The sequence below is a fragment of the Thiorhodococcus drewsii AZ1 genome (assembly GCF_000224065.1).
Lineage (GTDB): Bacteria > Pseudomonadota > Gammaproteobacteria > Chromatiales > Chromatiaceae > Imhoffiella > Imhoffiella drewsii.
In genome coordinates this window covers 12251-33590 of the sequence record NZ_AFWT01000034.1, presented here as the reverse complement: position 1 = coordinate 33590, position 21340 = coordinate 12251, and the positions used below count along the sequence as shown (strand labels likewise).

General features: G+C 61.9%; 17 protein-coding genes and 1 CRISPR repeat array. Of the genes, 5 read left to right on the top strand and 12 right to left on the bottom strand.

The genetic code is table 11. The features are described 5' to 3' along the window. Positions 1-19 precede the first annotated feature (19 nt). The 6 genes from THIDRDRAFT_RS18155 to THIDRDRAFT_RS18130 form a co-directional block, all read right to left on the bottom strand. Positions 20-1624, bottom strand: a complete 1605-nt coding sequence (locus THIDRDRAFT_RS18155; protein WP_083827519.1) for a glucosyltransferase domain-containing protein — start codon at positions 1622-1624, stop codon at positions 20-22. Next, positions 1536-2603: a lysylphosphatidylglycerol synthase transmembrane domain-containing protein gene (locus THIDRDRAFT_RS18150; RefSeq protein WP_007042361.1), complete on the bottom strand. Its 1068-nt coding sequence runs from the start codon at positions 2601-2603 to the stop codon at positions 1536-1538. The genes THIDRDRAFT_RS18155 and THIDRDRAFT_RS18150 overlap by 89 nt, the downstream gene beginning before the upstream one ends. Continuing rightward, entirely contained in the window at positions 2600-3340 is a 741-nt protein-coding gene (locus tag THIDRDRAFT_RS18145) for an SDR family oxidoreductase (protein ID WP_007042360.1), read from the bottom strand. Before THIDRDRAFT_RS18145 ends, THIDRDRAFT_RS18150 begins: the two co-directional genes overlap by 4 nt. Next, a complete protein-coding gene (locus THIDRDRAFT_RS18140) occupies positions 3337-4656 on the bottom strand; it encodes an FAD-binding protein (protein ID WP_007042359.1) in 1320 nt (439 codons plus the stop codon). Before THIDRDRAFT_RS18140 ends, THIDRDRAFT_RS18145 begins: the two co-directional genes overlap by 4 nt. Further along, positions 4653-6098, bottom strand: coding sequence for a UbiA family prenyltransferase (locus THIDRDRAFT_RS18135; RefSeq protein WP_007042358.1), 1446 nt, complete (start codon positions 6096-6098; stop codon positions 4653-4655). Before THIDRDRAFT_RS18135 ends, THIDRDRAFT_RS18140 begins: the two co-directional genes overlap by 4 nt. A gap of 186 nt (positions 6099-6284) precedes the next feature. Further along, on the bottom strand, positions 6285-7766 hold the full coding sequence (locus THIDRDRAFT_RS18130) for a leucyl aminopeptidase (RefSeq protein ID WP_007042357.1): 1482 nt from the start codon (positions 7764-7766) through the stop codon (positions 6285-6287). A 112-nt stretch (positions 7767-7878) separates the two neighbouring features. Here THIDRDRAFT_RS18130 and lptG point away from each other — a divergent pair, with 112 nt between their 5' ends. Then, the gene (lptG, locus tag THIDRDRAFT_RS18125) at positions 7879-8943 is read left to right on the top strand and encodes an LPS export ABC transporter permease LptG (RefSeq protein ID WP_007042356.1); all 1065 of its coding nucleotides are present in this window, start codon (positions 7879-7881) and stop codon (positions 8941-8943) included. A gap of 83 nt (positions 8944-9026) precedes the next feature. Here lptG and THIDRDRAFT_RS18120 read toward each other — a convergent pair whose 3' ends face one another. Next, positions 9027-9491 (bottom strand): RDD family protein, encoded by a 465-nt coding sequence (locus THIDRDRAFT_RS18120; protein WP_007042355.1) that lies wholly within the window; start codon positions 9489-9491, stop codon positions 9027-9029. 101 nt (positions 9492-9592) lie between these two features. Here THIDRDRAFT_RS18120 and THIDRDRAFT_RS18115 point away from each other — a divergent pair, with 101 nt between their 5' ends. Beyond that, positions 9593-12130 (top strand): PAS domain-containing sensor histidine kinase, encoded by a 2538-nt coding sequence (locus THIDRDRAFT_RS18115; protein ID WP_007042354.1) that lies wholly within the window; start codon positions 9593-9595, stop codon positions 12128-12130. A gap of 20 nt (positions 12131-12150) precedes the next feature. After that, positions 12151-12768, top strand: a complete 618-nt coding sequence (locus tag THIDRDRAFT_RS18110; RefSeq protein WP_007042353.1) for a response regulator transcription factor — start codon at positions 12151-12153, stop codon at positions 12766-12768. A 243-nt stretch (positions 12769-13011) separates the two neighbouring features. On the opposite strand, the gene THIDRDRAFT_RS18105 is transcribed toward THIDRDRAFT_RS18110, so the two are convergent. Both THIDRDRAFT_RS18105 and THIDRDRAFT_RS18100 read right to left on the bottom strand, forming a co-directional pair. Further along, entirely contained in the window at positions 13012-13740 is a 729-nt protein-coding gene (locus tag THIDRDRAFT_RS18105; protein ID WP_007042352.1) for a class I SAM-dependent methyltransferase, read from the bottom strand. Continuing rightward, a complete protein-coding gene (locus tag THIDRDRAFT_RS18100) occupies positions 13737-14960 on the bottom strand; it encodes a BtaA family protein (RefSeq protein ID WP_007042351.1) in 1224 nt (407 codons plus the stop codon). Before THIDRDRAFT_RS18100 ends, THIDRDRAFT_RS18105 begins: the two co-directional genes overlap by 4 nt. A 420-nt stretch (positions 14961-15380) precedes the next feature. Here THIDRDRAFT_RS18100 and THIDRDRAFT_RS18095 point away from each other — a divergent pair, with 420 nt between their 5' ends. Together THIDRDRAFT_RS18095 and THIDRDRAFT_RS18090 are read left to right on the top strand one after the other, a co-directional pair. Beyond that, entirely contained in the window at positions 15381-16364 is a 984-nt protein-coding gene (locus THIDRDRAFT_RS18095; protein ID WP_007042350.1) for an aldolase catalytic domain-containing protein, read from the top strand. 2 nt (positions 16365-16366) lie between these two features. After that, positions 16367-17656 carry a citrate synthase gene (locus tag THIDRDRAFT_RS18090; protein WP_007042349.1) on the top strand — a complete coding sequence of 430 codons (1290 nt, stop codon included), beginning with the start codon at positions 16367-16369 and terminating at the stop codon, positions 17654-17656. 175 nt (positions 17657-17831) lie between these two features. Next, positions 17832-19110: direct repeats of the CRISPR family, unit length 32 nt; unit sequence GTTTCAATCCGCGCCCCTGCACGAGGGGCGAC. A 184-nt stretch (positions 19111-19294) separates the two neighbouring features. Here THIDRDRAFT_RS18090 and cas2 read toward each other — a convergent pair. The 3 genes from cas2 to cas4 are packed head-to-tail and all read right to left on the bottom strand — an operon-like array spanning position 19295 to position 21324. Further along, positions 19295-19585, bottom strand: coding sequence for a CRISPR-associated endonuclease Cas2 (cas2, locus tag THIDRDRAFT_RS18085; RefSeq protein WP_007042348.1), 291 nt, complete (start codon positions 19583-19585; stop codon positions 19295-19297). A 14-nt stretch (positions 19586-19599) separates the two neighbouring features. After that, positions 19600-20634 carry a type I-C CRISPR-associated endonuclease Cas1c gene (gene cas1c, locus THIDRDRAFT_RS24820; protein ID WP_007042347.1) on the bottom strand — a complete coding sequence of 345 codons (1035 nt, stop codon included), beginning with the start codon at positions 20632-20634 and terminating at the stop codon, positions 19600-19602. Between the two features lie 3 nt (positions 20635-20637). Further along, positions 20638-21324, bottom strand: coding sequence for a CRISPR-associated protein Cas4 (gene cas4, locus THIDRDRAFT_RS18070; RefSeq protein WP_007042346.1), 687 nt, complete (start codon positions 21322-21324; stop codon positions 20638-20640). Between the last annotated feature and the right edge of the window lie 16 nt (positions 21325-21340).

Below are 21340 nucleotides of genomic sequence, written 5' to 3'. Positions count from 1 at the left end.
AACAATGAGGAGCGAGCTGCTACTGGTCTGAGATTTTGATCAAGACGACGCCATCAACGACCTTGATGGATCCTTCCAAAGGCCATTCCGGCATCGTCGAGTAGTGTGGCGCTATCCGGGCGCGAGTTTCCTGATCGACTGCAATATAACGATGGTATCCGATAAGGTTCATGTATTTGACCATTCGATAGGGGTTTCCCCCGTCCCACTCGAAGAACGAGGCGCCCGCCGTGGTTGTCGGTAATGCGGGATAGACGCTTTCGAATTTCTTGGCGCCGCTGAAATCGATGGTTATCGGTCCTCGCTTTGGGAGGTTAGGGGTGCGAAGTATGTCCGTATTGATGGCGGATGCGAGTAGCATGTCGTGTTTTTGTGCGAGGGCGGATCGCGCTTGGTGGATCGATTGGATGTATAGTCCCTCCAATGCAATCAATAGTGCGGCGGCTAAGGCGGCTTTTCGCGTGGTGTCCGAATTTGTCGAGTGATAGAAGAGGAGCAGTAGAACCAATAGGGCGAAAGGCGCCCCGAGTAGAGTGCGGAGTGGAAGCTCATGCCCTGATAGCAAGCAAAATGCTGCGGGCGATGCAAGAATTAAGGTAACTCCTAATAAAACCCATAAAATTTTTTGTCGGGAGTCTCTGGCGGCATACAGTGCAATAGCCGCTCCTGTTAATATGGTTGTAGGTATTGCGTAGGATGCGGTGCCGAACGGTTTCCACCAAGCGAAGTAAACGTTCCATAGGTTTTGCATCATGCCTGATAGGGCATTTTGAGGGGCTGAAAATAAAGTTTTTATATTGACGAAGCTGCTGCCATATGGCGATGGGGGTATGCCGTATATTTTCATTGCGATCGCGGCGATCGCGAGATAAATAATGCATCCCAATAGCAAAATGCTCGTGGCCGCGATGACGTGTCTGGTGTTTTTCGTCGCAGGACTGAATGTTGGTTTCAGTCTGTTCTGGAGGAAGACTCCGGTTATGATGACTGGATATATCAGCACCGCGCTTTGATATGCGCCTGCTGCGATGGAAATAAGGGCGGCCGGCGCGATGATGTGCCAAACGCCTTTGCTGAATGACGTGTCGATGGGGCGTGAAGCCAGTAGGATTGAAGTCGAAATGGCTAATGTCGCGACGCCCAATGGGATGACGTTTGCGTTGAATTCGAGCTGGGCTGGCCAGATTGGAAAGAGGATGAATGCGGCAAATGCAGAATAATGAAAGAGTGCGGGTCTAAAAATGCCGAAGGCTCTCAGGATGTATAAATAACCAAGTGCGATGCAGAGTCCGAATAGGATGTATGGTCCGAGTGGCGTGATGACCTGAGGCCAAAAGCTTTCCCTTATCAGCGGGAACAGCCAGCGGCCTAAGTCGACAAATTTAGATGCTGATTGGTACGCCAGTATCTCGTCATCGATCGATATATTGAAATTTGTGATTTCGTAGGCATATGAAACGAAAAATATCAGGAATAGGTGGCCGAATATCTTTAGGTCTTCTTGAGTCAGGTTTAGCACTTTTCGATTTGCTGTTTTAATCTGTTTTACGGCATTCATTGCCGGATGTTTTTGTGTTGTTGAGCTGTGAGCGCGTACTGTTTTCGCCGTTCCCGGTTTGCTCATCGCGACTGTCGCGAAATCGTATCGATAACATCAAAAATCCCAGAAAAACAGCGAACCAGAGTGTCGCCACCCTGATCACCAGGGTTGCCGCAACGGCATCCGAGTTATCCATTCCTTGCCAAAGCAGTAGACCGATCATGACGCCCTCCGCGCCGCCCAATCCGCCGGGCATGAAGCTTAACGCTCCAGCCAGCATCGACAGGGCATAGACGAAGATTGCGAATGCGAGCGAGACGTCCATTTCCATCCACCGTAGGATCAGGAAAAAGGCCACGGCTTCGGATGCCCAGGCGATGAGGCTCAACAGCATTGCGCCGGCCAGCAGTCTTGGCTGATGACAGCGACGTGCCTGGTGCGCGATCTGGAAGAGGTGGCGCAGTAGGTTGGCGAGCTTGGAATCGCCGCTCAATCCTGCTTCCAATCGGTGCAGTAATGCTTGGTTCGACAGGATCAGCAACCCCAGCGCCACGCCGGCCGTGCCGAGTCCGATGATGGGCCAGGCATCCGGATAGAGCGTCAATCCAAACAAGGTGAGCAGCACGACTGCGAGCAGATCCGAGAGGCGCTCGCTGAAGAAGGCGGCGAAGCTGTGCGGATAGGGCACGTTCCAGCGTTTGAGAAGCAGGCCGCGCAGTGCCTCGCCGGCCTTGCCGGGTGTGGTGGTCAGGGCGAAGCCGGCGAGGTAGATACGCAAACTGGGGCGCCAGGGGACCGCGTGCCCCATGATGTTGAGGTAGGTCTGCCAGCGCAGGAATCGCAGACCGTAGTTCAGCAGCGACAGCGACAGGGCGATGAGGATGCCGATGAAGCCGATCTGACCCACTGCCGCCGTCACTTCATGCCAGCCGCCCCACAGTGAGGCGCCCAGATAGCCCAACGCCGAGAGCACGACCGAATAGATGACCGCCCGGTAACGCCAGCCGGACAGGAATGGCTCGCTTGAGGGCGGCGCGATGGCGCGATCGGTGTCTGGCGTCACAGCGACAGTCGCTTGAAGATGGCGCCAGGAATGGAGCGGATGATGAGCATGATCCAGGTCCAGAAGCCGGGCGCATAGAGCACGTCCCTCCGACGTTCGATGCCGCTCAGTATGCGCTTGGCGACCACGTCCGGCTGGGCGACCAGCGGCGCGGGCAAGGGGAGTCCCTGGGTCATGGGGGTTGCGACGAAGCCGGGACGGATATCGATCAGATGCGCCCCTGCCTTGAACAGCCGCGCTCGCAGACCCTCGCAGAAGGTCGATACCGCCGCCTTGGCGCTGCCGTAGAGATAGTTCGATGGGCGTCCCCGATCACCCGCGACCGAGGTGATCACCGCGAGCGTTCCGCCGCGTTGTTGTTCCAGTTGGTTGGCGAGGAGCGTCAGCAGGGCAATGGTCGCGGTGGCGTTGAGACTGAATTCCTTCACGGCCAGCGCCGCATCCCGCTCGCAGGCGGTCTGGTCGGGTAGGGTGCCGTGTGCGATCAGCACGATGTCGATCGTGCCGAGTGCATCTATGCAGGCCGCGAGCATGGCTGGATGGGCGTCGATCTGGGTTACATCCAGCGCATGCGTGTGGCTGGCGCCCGCGCCTCGGGCACTCAGGTCGGCGGCGGTCTGCGTCAGCCTGTCTGGATGACGCGCGACGAGAAAGAAGGATGCGCCCTGGCTGGCCCAGGCGCGCGCGCAGGCGGTCGCGATGGCCGAGGTGGCGCCGATGATGAGGATACGTTTCATGTGGTCACTCGTGTCCAGAAGCGGGAGTTGAGCGCTGGATCGCGCAGTGCTTCGAGTCGTTCCCAGGCTGGATAGCCGTGGCGGAAATCCTCGCCGCGCATGTGCGCATCCTTGGCTGGATAGAGTCGCCCCCCGGCCTCGCGCACGATGGCATCGAGTCGTGGGAACAGGTAGGTGTCGAGCCGTTCGGACTGAGGAAAGTCCAGCGCCAGCGTGGTGCCCGGCGCCGGGAAGGACAGCAATCCCGGAGAGGCGATCGTGCCGCAGCGCTTGAGCACGGCGAGAAAGGAGCCGGTTCCCGAGGCGGCGATCGCGCTGAGCAATGCATGGATGGCCGGCTCTGCCTCGCCATGGGGGATCAGGCATTGGTACTGCTGGAATCCCTTGGGTCCGTAAAGACGGTTCCACTGATGAATACCATCGAGTGGATAGAAGAAGGGGGCATAACCGAGACGCTGGGCTTGGCGGGTGCGCGGATGCTTGCGCCAGTAGACTGCGTTGAAGGCACGCAGCGACAGTCCGTTGATCAGCGAGATGGGCGGTGTCAGTGGGATCCCGAGGCGGGCTGGATCGGCGACTTCGAGTGCCCCTTCGGTAGCGAAATCGCCCGCCATATAGACGCCGCGTCCGGTGGTTCGCCCGGAGGCGGCGCAGTCGATCCAGGCCACGCCATATTCATGCCGACGGTCGAGCTCGTCGGAGAGCGTGAAGAATTCGGCCAGGGTCTCGAAACGCTCGACCTGGCCGTCGATCTGGCTGGAACGGATCGGCAGCAGTTGGATCTCGGCCCATTCGATGAGGCCCGTGAGACCGAGCCCGCCGATGGTAGCCGCGAACAGTTCGGCGTTGTCCTGGGGCGAGCAGACCAGCCGCCCCTCCTGCGAGCGCAGCAAGCCGAAGCGTCGGACGTGACGCCCGAAGGTGCCGCGCACATGATGGTTCTTGCCGTGGACGTCGTTGGCGATCGCGCCACCGAGCGTGATGAGTTGGGTGCCGGGCGTGACGGATAGGAACCAGCCGTGCGGGATGGCGAGCGCCAGGATCTCCTGGAGTGTGACGCCGGCCTCGGCGGTTAGAATGCCCGTCGTCCAGTTCGCCTGGATGAATCGATCGAGGTGGCGCAGATGCATGACCCGGTCGCTGGCGGCCAGGCAACTGTCGCCGTAGCTGCGGCCGTTGCCGAAGGGCAGTGTCGAGCCATGCGCGCGGACGAGCGCATCCAGCGTCTCGGGAAGCATTTCGCGCCAATGACAGGGATGGGGCGTCTGGGGGAACGGCGGATATTGACCCCAGGACAGCAGTTGCGGTGCGCTCATGTCGCGATCCAGAAGATGAGCCCGAAGAGGGCGCCGATGACCAGGCTCGTCCGGTCGCGGATGGCGAATACGACCGGGTCGTCGTGCATCTGTCCGCGATGGGTGAGCATCCACACCCGTGTGATCCAGAGCAGCAGGAGCGGACAGGCGAGCCAGATGACCTCGGGGTGGCGGTAGAGTGCGGTGGTGCTCAGGTCGTTGATATAGAGCGCCAGCACCATGACGGCGACATAGCCCGAGGAGCCGCCGAGCGAGGCGAGCATCTCCAAATCGCTCGGATAATAGCCGCGTCCTCGGGCCTTCTCGGCGTGGCCCTTCTCGCGTGCCTGGCGCAGTTCGGCATAGCGTTTGACGATCGCCAGGCTCAGGAACATGAACATCGAGAATGCCAGCACCCAAAAGGACAAGGGGATCGCGAGCGCAGCACTGCCGGCGATGATGCGCAGCGTATAGAGTGAGGCGAGTGCGATGATATCGATCACCATCCGGCGCTTGAGCGCCAGCGAGTAGGCCAGGGTGAGCGCATAGTAGGCCGCCAGCACGGCGGCGAACGCCCAGGGCAGGAACCAGAGTGCGCCCGCGAAGGCGGTCAGCAGCAGCGCTGGAATGGCGATCAGCCCCGAGCGGATCGAGAGGCGTCCGGCGGCGAAGGGGCGGTGACGCTTGGTGGCATGATGCCGGTCGTCGCCCAGGTCCAGCAGGTCATTGAGCAGATAGACGCTGGAGGCACAGAGCCCGAAGAGCAGGAAGGCCAGAAGCCCTTGGCCGACCAGTGCGATCTCGGTCAGTCGGTGTGCGGCGAGCAGCGGCACGAAGATCAGCAGATTTTTCGCCCATTGATGGAGCCGCAGTGCCTTCGCCCAGTCGCCTAGTGCCGGTCGGTTGGAGCGCATGACGGCCGCAACATTGTCGAGCTGGCGCGCGAGCCGTTCGAGCCTGTGCTCGGGGTTCACGACATAGGACAGCCGTGCCGCCCTCCAGACAGGCAGATCCTCATGGGTGTTGCCGGCATAGTCGAATCCGCCTTCGCCGAAGCGCTGGACGAGCACCTCTTTCTTGTGCTCCGCCGAGAGATTGCGATCGGCATCGCTGGCGATGATCTCATCGAACAGCTGCAGGTGATCGGCGACGCGCTCTGCCAGCGTGCGATGGCTGGTGGTGGAGAGGACGATATGGCGTCCCTTGCGGCGCTCGGCCTCGATGAGTTCGATGACTTCCAGATCGAACGGCAGGCGACTGACGTCGAGATGCGTCGCCTGGGCCAACGCCTGTTTGAGTCTGGTCTTGTCGTGTGTGAGCCAGAGCAGGACGCGCGGGAGTCGAGCTGGATGCGCGCGGACGAACGCCAGTCCAGTTTCCAGTAGCAGATCGGAGCACAGGAGGGTGCCGTCGAGGTCGATGACCAGCGGCGGTTCTGGATGGATATCGGGGGCCGAATGCATCAATGCTTCCCTTCGATGACGAGCGCCTTCACGAGCGATTGGGCATGACGGCCGCATTGTGGCAAGTGAGCGCAGAGTGGCGGCGACTCTAGCACTCGGCCGTCGGGCCTTCCAGCCTGCGCGCTCGCCGTCACCACCTCATGCGATCTACGCTTGATTCGGAGGTGGTGCGGCGAGGATCCCTGTTTAGGCGCGATCCAACAGCAACTGAGTCAAGAGCGCGACCGGGCGTCCGGTGCCACCCTTTTCCTTGCCGGTCAGCCAGGTGATGCCGGCGATGTCCAGATGTGCCCAGCGGTATTTCTTGGTGAAACGCGAGAGGAAGCAGGCGGCGGTGATGGCGCCGCCGTCGCGGCTGCCGACGTTGGCCATGTCGGCGAAATTGCTGTCGAGCTGGGATTGATAGTCGTCCCACAGCGGCATGCGCCAGGCGCGGTCGCCGGCCGTTTCGCCAGCGGTCAGGATCTCGGCGGCGAGCTTGTCGTCCTGGGTGAAGAGTCCGGCGGCGTGCTTGCCGAGCGCGACCACGCAGGCGCCGGTGAGGGTGGCCAGGTCGATGACGATCCCGGGCTCGAAGCGCTCGCAATAGGTGAGCGCGTCGCAGAGGATGAGACGGCCCTCGGCGTCGGTGTTGAGGATCTCGATGGTCTGACCGGACATGCTGGTGACGATGTCGCCCGGCTTGTTGGCGTCGCCGTCGGGCAGGTTCTCGGAGGAGGGGACCACGCCGATCAGGTTGATCGGCAGCTCCAGCTCGCAGGCGGCTTGCATGGCACCGAAGACGCTGGCACCGCCGCACATGTCGTATTTCATCTCGTCCATCTCGGCGGCGGGCTTGAGCGAGATGCCACCAGCGTCGAAGGTCAGCCCCTTGCCGACCAGGACGATCGGCTTGTCGCCCGACTTGCCGCCCCGGTAGTGCATGCAGATCAGCTTGGCCGGCTGGCGACTGCCGCGCGAGACCGACAGCAGCGCGCCCATGCCGAGCGAGGCCATCTGTTCCTCTTCGAGCACCTCGACCTGCAGCTCCTTGAAGCGGTTCGCGAGGTCGCGCGCGGTGTCGGCCAGATAGCTCGGTGTGCAGATGTTGCCCGGCAGATTGCCCAATTCCTTGGCCAGAGAGATTCCGGAGGCCATGGCCGAGCCATGTCGCGCGGCCAGTTCGGCCGGGGCGATTTCCTGTTTCTTGGGTACCCAGAGGGTCAGGCGTTTGAGCGGTGTCTTGAGCGGTTGCTTGTCGTCCTTGGTGCGGGTGTAGCGGTAGGCCTTGTCCTCGGCGGTGAGCACGACATCGCGCACGCTGGTGTAGGTGTCGGTCGGCAGCGGATCCGGTAGCGCGAGCACCGCATCTCTGGCACGGCTCTGTTGCAGCTGAGGGAAGAGGGCGGCCAGCGCCTTGCGGAATGCGGTGCGGTCGAAGCCCTTCTTCTTTCCGAGGCCCAGCAGCAGCACCCGATCGGCGGAGATCTCCGGCAGGTCGTAGAGCATGAGGGTCTTGCCGACCTCGCCATCCATGTCGCCCTTCTTGAGGATGTCGGCAATCCGATTGCCGCTCTTGGCGTCGATGTCTTCCGCTACGCCGGTTAGCTTGCTCTTCTCGAAGACCCCGAGGACGAGGCATGGGGTCTTCAGCGTGGCGAGTTCGCCTGTCTTGATCTTGAATTCCATCGGGGGCTCCTGGCGGGTATCTGGCGAGGCGGACGAGTCTGCTCTGGTCGGCTCGAACAAATGTTAGGATATCGAATATTTAGTCTACCGATAATGATGCCTATAGGTCGAAGTGAGAATCCTCGATCGTTATCTTGCCTGGGCCGTGATCGGCGGGACCCTGCTGACGCTGGGTGTCCTGCTGCCGCTGTTGGGCGTCTTCATCCTCGCCGATGAGGTCGACTCGATCGGCGTGGAACGCTATACCCTGGTCGACGCGCTGCTGTTCATGCTGTTGAGCCTGCCGCGCTACGCCTATCTCATCTTTCCGATCGCGACCCTGATCGGCGCCTTGATCGGACTCGGGACGCTGGCGAGTCGCTCCGAGCTGGTGGCCATGCGGGCGGCAGGGATGTCGGTGTCGCAGGTCGTGCGGGCGTCCATGCTCGGTGGCGTGCTGTTGGCCGTTTTCGCCGTGGTGCTCGGCGAGGTGGTCGCCCCGGTGGCGGAGCAGCGCGGGATCGAGCTACGCCGTCAGGCCCTTTCGGGCGATGTGGCCCAGCGCACGCCAGACGGCTTCTGGGCGGTCGATAAGGGCTCCTACGTCAACATCCGCGAGATCCGTTCGGGAACGCGTCTGAGCGACATCTCCATCTATCGCATCGATGCAGCCAAGGGCACGCTCGTCGCGACCCACGCCGAGGGCGCGCGCTATCGGGATGGGGGCTGGATTCTGGAGAACATTGCCCGCAGTCGGGTCAGCTCCGCCGGAGTCGAGGTCGAGCGTATTCCGAAGGCGGGCTGGGACTCGATGCTGGATCCAGGGCTGCTCAAGGTGGTGGTGGCGGATCCGAACGCCTTGCCGGTCTGGGGGCTTTACACGTACATCCGCTTCATGTCGGTCAACAAGCAGGATGCTGGCTCCTACGAGGTGGCCTTCTGGAATAAGGTGCTGCATCCGGTCCTGACGCTATCGATGATCCTGATCGCCATTCCGCTGCTGCTGGGGTCTTCGCGCAGTACCGGCATGGGGCGGCGGATCTTCGTCGGTATCATGGTCGGGATTTTCTACTACCTGGTGAGCCGGACCTTTGCCTATCTGTCCCTGCTGTTCGGAATGAATCCCTTTCTGGCGGCCATCGCGCCGCCCTTGCTCTTCATCTCGGGCGCGCTGCTGCTCTTGCGGCGCGTGGGGTGAGGGTCGTTCCGTCCTGTCCTTGTTTTGGAAAAGAGGGTCTGCGGGCTGAGTCCCCAAACGGAGCGCTTGGGGACGAGGGGACGTTAGGCGGATTTTTCCAACATCACGAGCTGGGTGTGGGACTTGCGGTCGTGCCAGGCCAAGCCATCGCGATCAAACAGGCTCCACCAGAGGCCCAGACCGGCGGGCACGAAGCTGACGATCGACCAGGCGAAGCGCACGATGGCGGTACCGAGACCCAGGTTGGAGCCCTTGTCTCCGACCACCCGAATCCGCCAGGCGCGCATGCCCAGCGTCTGGCCGCCGTGGGTCCAGAAGTAGACGTAAAATGCGCCGATCACGGCCAGCAGATAGAGACGCAGGAGCAGGAGCGGCAGGGCCTCCTCGTAGATATGGTGCCCGGTGATGACCTCGTAGGGGATGACGACGACGGCGTTGGCCAGCATCAGCACGCCCAACAGCAGCACGATGTCGTACAGGAACGCACCCAGTCGTCTCGGGAGGGAAGGTTTATTGGCTTGGGAAAGGTCGAATTCCATGTTGCTCATAGTCGATCGGTTGATTAGGGAGTTAGCTTCAGGCGGAAGCGGCTATTTTGATTCGAATCACTATTAAACCATTTCTGTTCCGGCTTTTGCGACGGGTGCCTATGCCCTGGATCGCAATCTGTGTCGGTCTCGCCGCCGGGACGGCCATCTGGACCGTGCTGGATCAGATCCAGAGCAAGCAGGTCGACAAGATCTTCGGCCAGGAACTGGAGGCCCAGCTCGACCTGCGGGCGCGCGAGAGCCTCATCCGTTTCGACCGCTATCTGTCGAGTTATGCGGCCACCACGCGTCTGCTCGCCAATCACCGCAAGCTCTCCGAATACTTGGAGCCCCTGTTCTGGTCGCGCGACGAGGCGGTGACGCCCGTCATCTATAAGGACTTTCGTCCGCTGTGGCTACCCGATTTTTTCGAGCGCGACGCACTCACCGCGCCGAGCCAGGTGCTGCTGACCGATGTTCAGGGCCGGGTGCGCGAGATCTTTCAGCCGACCGCCGAGCCGGTTCCGAAGGAGATTGCCACCCAGGTTCCGACCCAATATCTCGACGAGCGCGATGTTCGCGCCGTGATCGACCGTTTCGACGATCGTCTCTATCTGCTCGCGAGCGACGCGGTGGAGGACGCCGGCGGATACGACATGGGCTATCTGGTGGTGTTGGTGCCGGTCAACGACGCCTTTATCGGCGCCTCGCAGCGCGGGCTCGACCTGGGGCGCGCGGCGGTGGCGCTGGTCGACAGCGACGATCAGCGCATCGTCGCCAGCGTGGATTCGACCACGCTCCCGCCCGGCACCACCCTGGCCGACTGGATCGACACCTATGTCATCACCTCGCAGTCGCTACCCGAATACGAGGGCTCGGACTCCAACTTGCTGTTCGCGACCTTCGTGCCTCATGCCAGCGTGGAGAAGATGTCGCGTCACGTGCGCATCTTCGAGCGACGTCAGCGGTTCTTTGCCGCCGCCGTGTTCGTGGTCGTGTTTACCGGCGTTATCTATCTGGTCTCCTCGCGCCTGAACAAGGTGCTCAAGCGCATGACCCGCTTCGCCCAGCGCGCGCTCGGTATCCCCGAGCCCGGCTTCAAGCGTGGAGGTAACCAGCTGGTTTTGCTGGAGGAATGGATCCAGCACTTCACCCAGCTGGTGATGGCGGCGCGCGAGGAGATGAGCCAGCGCCACCAGGCCGAGATGCGCGAGAGCGAGGCACTCAAGGCGGCCGTGATGGAGGCGTCGCTCGATGCCATCGTCACCCTGGATCGTTACGGCAAGGTGATCGAGTTCAATCCGGCCGCCGAGCGACTGTTTGCGCTGGCTCGGACCTTTGCGATCGGTGCCGTATTTGCCGATCGTTTCCTGCCCGATGTCGCTCAGGCGGCCTTCAAGCGTTTGCTCGATCGCTCGCGTCATCTGCATCGCGAGCCTTTAGGCCGGGGTGAACTCATCGCGCTGCGCGCCGATCACAGCGAGGTGCCGGTCGAGATCTCGATCGCGCCGATCGAGTTGGAAGACGAGCATTTCCATACCCTCTACATCCATGACATCAGTAGCCGCAAGCGCGCCGAGCAAGAGATCAAGAGTCTGGCCCGCTTCGCCAGCGAGAGCCCCAACCCCATTCTGAGGGTGAGCGCGGAGGGACTGATCGTCTACGCCAACAACGCAAGCCGACCGCTGCTGATCGCCTGGGGCGCCGATCCGGGCGAGTATCTGACCGACGACTGGGCGCGCGAGGTGGCGCAGGCGCTCGAGACCGGCCTGCCGCTGGAGCGCGAGCTGGATCTCTCGGGGCAGGTCTATTCGCTGCTCTTTGCACCGATCCGCGATCTCGGCTACGTCAACATCTATGCCCGCGACATCACGGCCGTGCGTCGCGCCGAGCAGGAGTCGCGCCAGCACCAGGCCGAGCTTGTCCATGTCTGCCGTCTCAGCACCATGGGTGAGGTGGCGACCGGCATGGCCCATGAGTTGAACCAGCCGCTCTCCGCCATTGTCAATTACGCCAACGGCTGTACCCGTCGGCTTCAGGGCGGTGCCGGTCAGGCCGATGAGCTGATCGGGGCGATGGGCCAGATCACTGCCCAGGCCAAGCGGGCGAGCGAGATCATTCGCCGTTTGCGCGCCCTGGTCGGCAAGCAGCCGCCGATCCGGACCCAGGCCGACCTCAACCATCTGGTGCGCGAGGTCTGCTCCTTTCTCGAATTCGAGACCAGTCGGATCGGTGTCCAGATCCAGCTCGACCTCGACGCCGAGGCGATCCCGGTGCGGGTCGATCTGGTTCAGGTCGAGCAGGTGCTGCTGAACCTGGTCGGAAACGCGCTCGATGCCCTGGAGGAGCGTCCCGAGTCCGAGCGCCATCTACGGATCCTGACCCGCATGGAGGCCGACTTGGCCGAGGTCTTGGTGGAGGACAGCGGGCCGGGCATCGCGCCCGATCGCCTGCCCATTCTTTTCGACGCCTTCGTGACCTCCAAGGAGAGCGGGATGGGGATGGGCTTGGCGATCAGCCAGACCATCGTCGAGAATCACGACGGTCGGATCTGGGCCGAGTCCGAGTTGGGACATGGTTCGACCTTCCATTTGACCCTACCGCTCTCGCTCGACGCCAAGGATGCGGAAGCCGATACGATCGAATCGCTGGAACCCTAAGCAAGACGACCCGGATGACAATGACTACCGATGCAACCGTATTCGTCGTGGACGACGACCAAGCCATGCGGACCTCGCTCCAGTGGCTGATCGAATCGACAGGCATGTCGGTTCAGACCTACGACTCCGCCGACGCCTTTCTTGCCACCTATTATCCCGGTCGGGCGGGCTGTCTATTGCTCGACGTGCGCATGCCCGGCATGACCGGACTCGAACTCCAGGCCTATCTGGCGCGCGAGGGCTACCGCCTGCCGGTCATCCTCATCACCGGTCATGGCGACGTGGCGATGGCGGTGAAGGCGATGAAGGCCGGTGCCGTCGATTTCATCGAAAAACCCTTTCACGACGAGGATCTGCTGCGCAGCATCCGGGGCGCGCTGGACTTCGATCAGAAGACCCGCGCCAGTCGCTCGACCAGGGCCGAGATCCTGATGCGTCTCGCCGAGCTCACTCCGCGCGAGCACGAGGTCATGGCCATGGTGACCGACGGCAAATCGAACAAGGAGATCGCCGCCGCCCTCGGTGTCAGCTCCAAGACCGTCGAGGCCCACCGCGCCCGTGTCATGGAGAAGATGCGCGCCGAATCGCTCGCCGAACTGGTGCGCATGGCCCTGATCGCCGACCCGGATGCGCTTTGATTGTAGCTGCCAGCCGCCAGTCGCCAGTCGCCAGCTGTCAGCCTCCCTCGTCACCAAGCTTTGCTTGGTGACGCCGCCTGGAAGCTCTGCTTTACGTCGGTGCGAATTTATTCGCATCTCAGGCGCTCGAAGTCCTGGTAGCTGGTAGCTGGTAGCTGGTAGCTGGTAGCTGGTAGCTGGTAGCTGGTAGCTGGTAGCTGGTAGCTGGTAGCTGGTAGCTGGTAGCTGGTAGCTGTCAGTGACTCAAGACGCTGCGCCGTCCTTGTGTCCGACGAAGACGTAGTAGGGCACCCGCATGCCGGGCAGGTAGGGGACGGGCGCTAGCTGTTCCTGCAACTGGTGGTTGGGGAGCAGTTCGCGCAACAGCCGCAGGTGCTCGGGAGTCGGGCGCACGCCGTCGTGGGCGAACCAGCGCGGCCAGAAGAGGCGTGCGAGGCGTCCGTGCCGCACATTTCCCGGACCGCCTGCTGTATCCGAGACGTAGAAGTCCACCACACCCAGACGCCCGCCCGGAGGCAGCATCTCGATGGCGTTGAGGATGGCTGCGCGCCAGTCCGGGATCATGGTCAGCGCGTAGGAGAAATAGACGCAGTCCGGCGGTGTCTCGGGTCGATAGCGGGTGGCGTCGGCCTCGATCACGCGCACGTTCGCCATGTTTCTGGTGCGCGCGCGCGCCTGTTCCAGGAGCGCGGGACAGAGATCCACCAGCTCGACGCTGGAGAGTTCGGCCAGCCGCGATCCGAAGTACATCAGATTGCTTCCGGTGCCTCCGCCCAGCTCCAGCACCCGCGCGCCGGGAGCCGGATCCAAGCGTCGCAGCAGCGCCTCGCGGCCCTGCAGCAGGCGCTCGCGGAAGCGGTCGTAATCGCGCGCCTGGGGGGCGTAGAAGGCCTGCAGCCGTTCGGCGTGCGAGCCGCGCTTGGGCTGGCCGAGCAGCAGTCGCAGCAGAATGCGGGCGTCGTTCGCGATCATGCGCGCACGTCTGCGATGTGGAAGCCGGCGTAGGTATGGACCCGGTCGAGCATGGTCAGGCGCTGCGCCAGCTCGGGATGGAACGCCAGTCGCTCGGTCAGACGGGTGCGCTGTGGGCCCAGCTCGATGCGGTCCAGATAGCTGGGCGCGGCGTGGGCGCTGCGGAAGATGATGCGCGCGTCGCTGCGCGCCCGGTCGAGGATGGCGGCCCATTCCTCCTCCAGTGCCTCCGGGTAGTAGGAACTCATCCAGTCCATATGGTCGAGCAGCACGAACTTGGAAATGGACTCGTCCGTGCCGCGCAGGAACTCGGTCACGGTGGAGGTATGGATGCTGATGCGCTCGACCAGTCCGCCCTTGAGCGCCGCGAAATTCTCGGGCTTGAGATATTCGGGGCAGCAGCTCTCCGTATAGCGCCCACGCAGATAGACCGACCAGAAATAGTTGGTCGAGATGGGCAGCTGGCGGAAGACGTATTCGATGGAGTCGCGCACGAAGCCGGCGACGCCGAGCGAATGCTGGGCCTGGACCTCCTTGCGCTGGGGATGGGGCACGCCGAGCATGCTCATGGTGAGCTGACGCGACAGGGTCCAGTTGACGCTCGGGGTCCAGATGAGCGGCTGCACGCGCGTGTCGTAGATATGGCGCTGATCGTCGAGCGAGTCGGTCTCGAAAAGCTCCCGCACGCTCCGGGCCAGGCGCGGGCGCACCTTCAGATAGCCGTGGAAGACGCGCGCCACGATGCCGGAAAGCCCATGAAAATAGAAGCTGCCGTTGGGGTTGCCGAACCAGGCCGCGCGTCGATCCCAGAAGGCGACCGCCTGGGGCGACAGCTCCTGGCGCAGCGCATCGAAATAGAGGTCGCGGAACTCCGGGTGATAGCCGTGCCCGAAGACGGCGAAGAAATCGGCATGCTCCAGTTGCCGGATGCCGGCCAGCTTGAGTTCCAGCAGGGCATTCTGACGCGGATTGGCATCGATCGCGTGGATGCGCCGTGGGCCGGTCAGGGCGTAGTCCAGTACGTTGCAGCCGGCGCTGGTGATCACCAGTAGGGTGTCGTCTGCGGTCAGATCCAGGGCGAGCCGGTCGACCGCCGGATCCTCCCAGCAGGTGTTGTAGACCAGCGCTCGCGAATAGATGGCATTGAAGACCTGCTGATCGATCCGATCGGCGAGCGTCGGTTTGGTTTTGGCCACTGGCGTGCTGATGGTCGCTGGCATATTCAGGGAGGGCTCCTCGCGAGGCTTATCCAAGCGCGTCGCGACTGGTTGGCGAAATCGTCCCAGCTTATTCCCGTGCCGTGACGGCTTCATGGCGGTCTGTGGACGGTTGAGTTGCCAGGTCGTGTCGGATCGGTTGCGATGGATTCCCCAGTTGATCGGCAGGGTGCCCGCTCGCGCCCTCTGGAGGCATGTCCGATGGATGCCGCTCTGGACCGCCTGTTTCACTCGATCTTGGAGGTGCTTTTGGGCGATTGCCCGCGCCCGATACCCTGGATTTCGCCCGATTTCGCCCGGTAAATTCCAGGCGTTGACACGGCGGAGCCTTTCTGCGCCCGCCAATCGACATAGGTATTTGCTCGGACAATGCCTTTGGCTCAAAATGGCGAATCGATCAATAGTCTTCTCGGAGAGTCGCCCATGTCCGACAAAGCCCCCTGGATCACCTTTCGGCCCGAACTCAAGGTGCTTGATTGCACCGTGCGGGACGGGGGCCTGGTGAACGCCCATCAATTCAGCGACGCGTTCGTGGGCGCGGTCTATCGTGCCTGCGTCGACGCGGGCATCGACTATATGGAGATCGGCTACAAGAACTCTCCGAAGACCTTCCCGAAAGACAAGTTCGGCCCCTGGCGTCACTGCGACGAGGCCGATCTGCGCCGCGTGGTCGGCGATCACGACCCCGAGAAGACCGGGCTCAAGCTCGCCGCCATGGCCGACGCAGGAAAGAGCGACTGGGAGACCCAGATCGTGCCGGCGGCCGAGAGTCCGCTGTCGATGATCCGCGTCGCCTTCTACGCCCATCAGGTGTCCGAGGCGGTGGACATGATCCGCCACGCCCATGAACTCGGCTACGAGACCACCGCCAATCTCATGGCCGTCTCCAACATCACCGAGGAAGAGATCGATACGGTGCTGGATGCGATCGCCCCGACGCCGGCCACCACCATGGTCATCGTCGACAGCTTCGGCTATCTCTACCGCGAACAGATCGACCGGCTCTACCGCAAATACGCAGGCGCACTTGAAGGCACCGGCAAGGAGATCGGCATCCACGCCCACAACAATCTCCAGCTCGCCTTCGCCAACACCATCGAGGCCATCATCCTCGGCTGCAATCGAGTGGATGCGACCCTGTTCGGCTTTGGACGCGGTGCCGGCAACTGCCACACCGAATTGCTGCTCGGCTTCCTGCGCAATCCCAAGTTCGAGATGCGCCCGCTGATCGAGGTCATCCAGAACCACATCATGCCGCTGCGCAAGGAACTCGACTGGGGACCGTCCATTCCCTACAACATCACCGGGCAGCTCAACCAGCACCCGCGCAGCGCGATCGAGTGGCGCGAGGGCGCGACCCCCGACGATTTTCTGGGCTTTTACGACAAAGTGGTGGCGGAGATCTAGCCATGTCCGACGACGCGATCCTGATCCTGGATGGCCAGCAATACCAATTCCCCGTACATGAAGGCACCGAGGGCGAGCGTGCCATCGACATCCAGGATCTGCGAGCGCGTACCGGGCACATCACACTCGACCCTGGCTATGGCAATACCGGCAGTTGTCAGAGCGCCATCACCTTTATCGATGGAGAGCAGGGGATCCTGCGCTATCGTGGGATCCCCATCGAGCAGTTCGAGCAGGCGCCCAACTTCGTCGAGGTCGCCTGGCTGCTGATTTTCGGCCATCTGCCGAGCCCCGAGGAATACCGGCTCTTTTCGGCGCAGCTGACCGCGAATGCCAACCTCGACGAGAGCATGAAGCACCACTTCGAGGGCTTCCCGCGCTCGGCGCCGCCCATGGCCATCCTCTCGGCCATGATCAACGCCCTGTCCTGTTTCCACCCCGAGTATTTCGAGCTGGAAGGCGAGGATCACTTCCGTGCCGCCGCCGCCGGTCTCATCAGCAAGATTCGCACGATCGCGGCCTACGCCTACCGTCACTCGGTCGGCCAGCCCTATATCTACCCCGATCCGTCGTTGCGCTACGTGCCGAACTTCCTGCATATGCTGTTCTCGCAGCCCTATGCCGAGCATGAATGCGCGCCCGAGGTGCGCGACGCCATCAACCTCATCCTGCTGCTGCACGCCGATCACGAGCAGAACTGCTCCACCTCCACGGTGCGCATGGTCGGCTCCAGTCAGGCCAACCTCTTCGCCTCCTGCGCGGCCGGCGTCTGCGCGCTCTGGGGACCGCTGCACGGTGGGGCCAACGTCGCCGTTCTGGACATGCTGGAGCAGATCCACAAGGGCCGGATCAGCCCCGAGGACTACGTGCGGTTGGCCAAGGACCGCGACAGCAAGGTGCGCCTGATGGGCTTCGGTCACCGGGTCTACAAGAACTTCGACCCGCGCGCCAGAATGCTAGGCAAGGTCGCCGAACGTCTGCTGCCGATCCTCGGCGTCAAGGATCCGTTGCTCGACATCGCCCGCAAGCTTGAAGAGATCGCCCTGGAAGACCCCTATTTCGTCGATCGCAAGCTCTATCCCAACGTCGACTTCTACAGCGGCATCATCATGCGCGCCATCGGCATCCCGACCAACATGTTCACCGTCATGTTCTCGATCGGACGTCTGCCCGGCTGGATCGCCCACTGGTGGGAGCAGTCGCAGACCCAAGGCAACAAGATCGCCCGCCCGCGCCAGATCTACGTCGGGCCGGAAGCCACCGATCATGTGCCAAAGGACGAGCGGGCGTAGGTGAGTGTTTGTGAATCGCTTCCCTGTTTTTTGTGATGGAAGGGAAGCGATTCGAGGCGATGGAGTGCAGGCGTGTGGCCACTATCCGGCCGCAATTGGCTCTGCTGTATAGGTGCGAATCCTTCGCGCCTCGCGCTGCATGCCCGATTCTCGATTTGCCTGTTCGTCAGAGCCTGTTTTAATCCGCGCCCCTGCGTGAGGGGCGACGCTCGACCAGCCTTCACTGCCGGACAGGCAGCTCAGGTTTCAATCCGCGCCCCTGCACGAGGGGCGACCCGAAGGCCAGAACCCAGAAGCGGCAACGTTCTTGTTTCAATCCGCGCCCCTGCACGAGGGGCGACTATCTGAGGGGCTAGTGGTCAGCACCGCCGGGTTGTTTCAATCCGCGCCCCTGCACGAGGGGCGACGCGTCCGGGCCGTCGTCGTGGTCGGCGGCCGGGTTTCAATCCGCGCCCCTGCACGAGGGGCGACTGGACGTAAGGCGCCTCGGCGGCCTCTGTGTCGTTTCAATCCGCGCCCCTGCACGAGGGGCGACGACGCATCCCGCGTTCATCATCGGCGGCGTCGAGTTTCAATCCGCGCCCCTGCACGAGGGGCGACCGCCATCTACGGCGGCACCAAAGCGATGGGCTGGTTTCAATCCGCGCCCCTGCACGAGGGGCGACGCCCAGCTTCATGACCGACTTGGTCAGCCACGCCTGTTTCAATCCGCGCCCCTGCACGAGGGGCGACAGGCGGATGGCGCCGCAGGATCATTGGCGCCAAGTTTCAATCCGCGCCCCTGCACGAGGGGCGACGCTCCTCGGCGATCATCGCGAATTTTTATACCGGTTTCAATCCGCGCCCCTGCACGAGGGGCGACATCCATGATTCGCATCTCTCAATCCAATACTCCTGTTTCAATCCGCGCCCCTGCACGAGGGGCGACCGAGGGATCCAAGCCCAACGCCTTGAGCTTGATGTTTCAATCCGCGCCCCTGCACGAGGGGCGACGTGCGCGGCCAACGCCTGGAGCTGTTCGTCGGTGTTTCAATCCGCGCCCCTGCACGAGGGGCGACCATTCGCCAGGACGCCGAAGGCCGTTACAGTCTGTTTCAATCCGCGCCCCTGCACGAGGGGCGACCAGCCGCGTGGGAGACGATCAGCCAACCGCCGGGGTTTCAATCCGCGCCCCTGCACGAGGGGCGACAGGTCCGTTTCAAATCTGCGAGGAAAGAAAAATGGTTTCAATCCGCGCCCCTGCACGAGGGGCGACCTGCTGAAGGCTCGCACTCAATACCTTGCCCAAGTGTTTCAATCCGCGCCCCTGCACGAGGGGCGACCTTCACCAAGAAGATCACGCGCGACCATGAGAAGAGTTTCAATCCGCGCCCCTGCACGAGGGGCGACCGCATACTGCCGCGAGCGTCAAACCGTGGAAGGGTTTCAATCCGCGCCCCTGCACGAGGGGCGACCGCAGGACCCTAACCCGTTCTTTCTCAAAAATAAACTGATGGTGCTGCGCGAACCTTTGCCGAACAGCATTCGTGCCTGCATCCATTGGGCGTTTTAGTGAATAAATGATTTGTTTTTCAAAGGTTAAGCGTTTTCGCGAGGGGGCGGTGTTTAGACGATCGCTTAGGGGTCGCGTTGGCCGACTCATACGATCAAAGGACCTTCAATGTCGAAACTGGGTTTGGCTCCAAAGTGCTCGACTCTGGGGTGCCAGTTCGAGCCAAGGTTATAGAACCTCAGGCTATCGGTCTCCAGGTCGACGATGTCGAGAAGTCGACTTTTCAGGATGACTAGCTGTGCGGGATCGACTTTGCACTCGAAGACTGAATTCTGGACCCGTTGACCGAAATCGAGGCAGGTTTTTGCAACTCGCCGCAACCGTCTTGTACCGCCTTCCGTCGCGGTGGAGACATCGTAGGTGACCAGTACATACATGATTTTGATCTCGGCTAACGCCAGACGAATGCTGGATATGCATCTAGGTCGCTGCGTAGATGGCGGGCGAGAAGGCGTGCCTGCAAATGCACCAGAAGTCCTACGGATACTTTTTCTTGAAGAAAGGGATGGGTGATTTCTTCCTTCTTGCGCTCCTGCCACGCGACGAGAACGCGTTTGCGTGGCTCATCGCGCAGCAAGACGGCGCCGTTTTCCTTGTACTCGAAGTCACGAGCGGTGATCTGCTGTCGATTCAGTAGTGCGAGTGCGACTCGGTCTGCCAGAAAAGGTCGAAACTCTTCCATAAGATCTAACGCCAACGATGGGCGCCCTGGACGATCTTGGTGGAGGAAGCCAACGGCTGCATCCAGCCCGGTTGCCTCAAGAGCTGAGCGGCAGTCATGGGCGAGCAGTGAGTATAAGAATGATAGAAGCGCGTTGACTGGATCGAGTGGTGGTCGGCGTGAACGACCATGCATGGTCAGCTCTGGATCTTTGACGGTCAGCAGATGGGGAAAGACATTGAAATAGCTGACTGCGGCGTTTCCCTCAATTCCAAGCAGGCTCTCCAGGTCAGTGCAGGTCTGAGCCGTGCGCAGTCTTCGAGCGAGTTCTTCAGTCGCCTGCTTGAGTGCGTCATTTCCTTCTGCCTCAGGGCGATCGCGCTTGGCGCGCAGCAGAGAGGTTCGAGCGTTGGCGATCTTGGCTGTGATGCAGTTCTTGGCGATTTTCAAGGCGCCGACTGGGTCGTCTGCACGTCGGTATTGTTCACGGCGCAGCAGGACGTTCCCCGAAGTGAAGCCGACCGCTGCGGCCAAAAAGCGCCCGTTCGGGTTACAAAAAGAAAGGGTGACTCCGGCCTCCGCGCAGGCGGCCATCAACTGGGCTGAAGCACTGATGTTCCAGCCTAGACACAAGATGCCATCCAAGTTGTGAAGGGGGACTCGCAACTGCGTTTTGCCTTCGTGACGCACCTCGATAGCGGCGCCATCCTTGCTCAGCCAAGACCCTTCGAGTGTGACGAAAAGGGTGTTGAGATGCTGCCTCATTGATCACTCCTTCAGGCTCTGGGTCAAGGCGTCCGAGAGCCAGCGCGCGGCCCCCATGCGACGCCGGTCCATCCTGGGCATGCAGATTTCGATCAGGGAGCAGTCGTCGCATTTTGCTTTGTCGTAGCTGGGTGGTGGAGTCCGACCGGATGCGATGAGAGCATGCAGGCGAGTTGCTGTTTGGTGGGTTAGGGTCCGGATTTTTTCGTCGAATTCGATTTCGGTGCGTCGACGTTTCTGGCCGTAGTAGAGATGGCCGAAGTCAATGTGACAGTCCAGCATCTCTTCCAGGCACAATGCCTGTGCGCACAGTTGTACCTCATCGGCGTGATGGCTTTTGGGCCGGCCGCGCTTGTATTCGATCGGGATGACCGATGCGATGACATCGCGTGGCAATGCTTTCGCGCCGCGCGGAAGGCTGGTGCCTTCGCGCAGATGGAATTCGACCACATCGCATTGCCCCGAGAGTTGCAGAGCGAGCGAATGGACGGCGAGGCCACGAGTGATGTGTACGCCTGCTCGGTGCTCATCTGGTCCATCGTGCGCCCGCTCGTGCAAGATCGCTCCCTCGGCAGTCAGGCGATTCTCTTCCCAGACCTGCTCAAGATGGATGAGCGCGCATTGACGTTCGCAGTAGAGCAAGTGCTGCAATGCCGAAAGTGGGAGCAAGTTGTCATCGCTGTCAGCCATCTTCGCTTACCTGCTC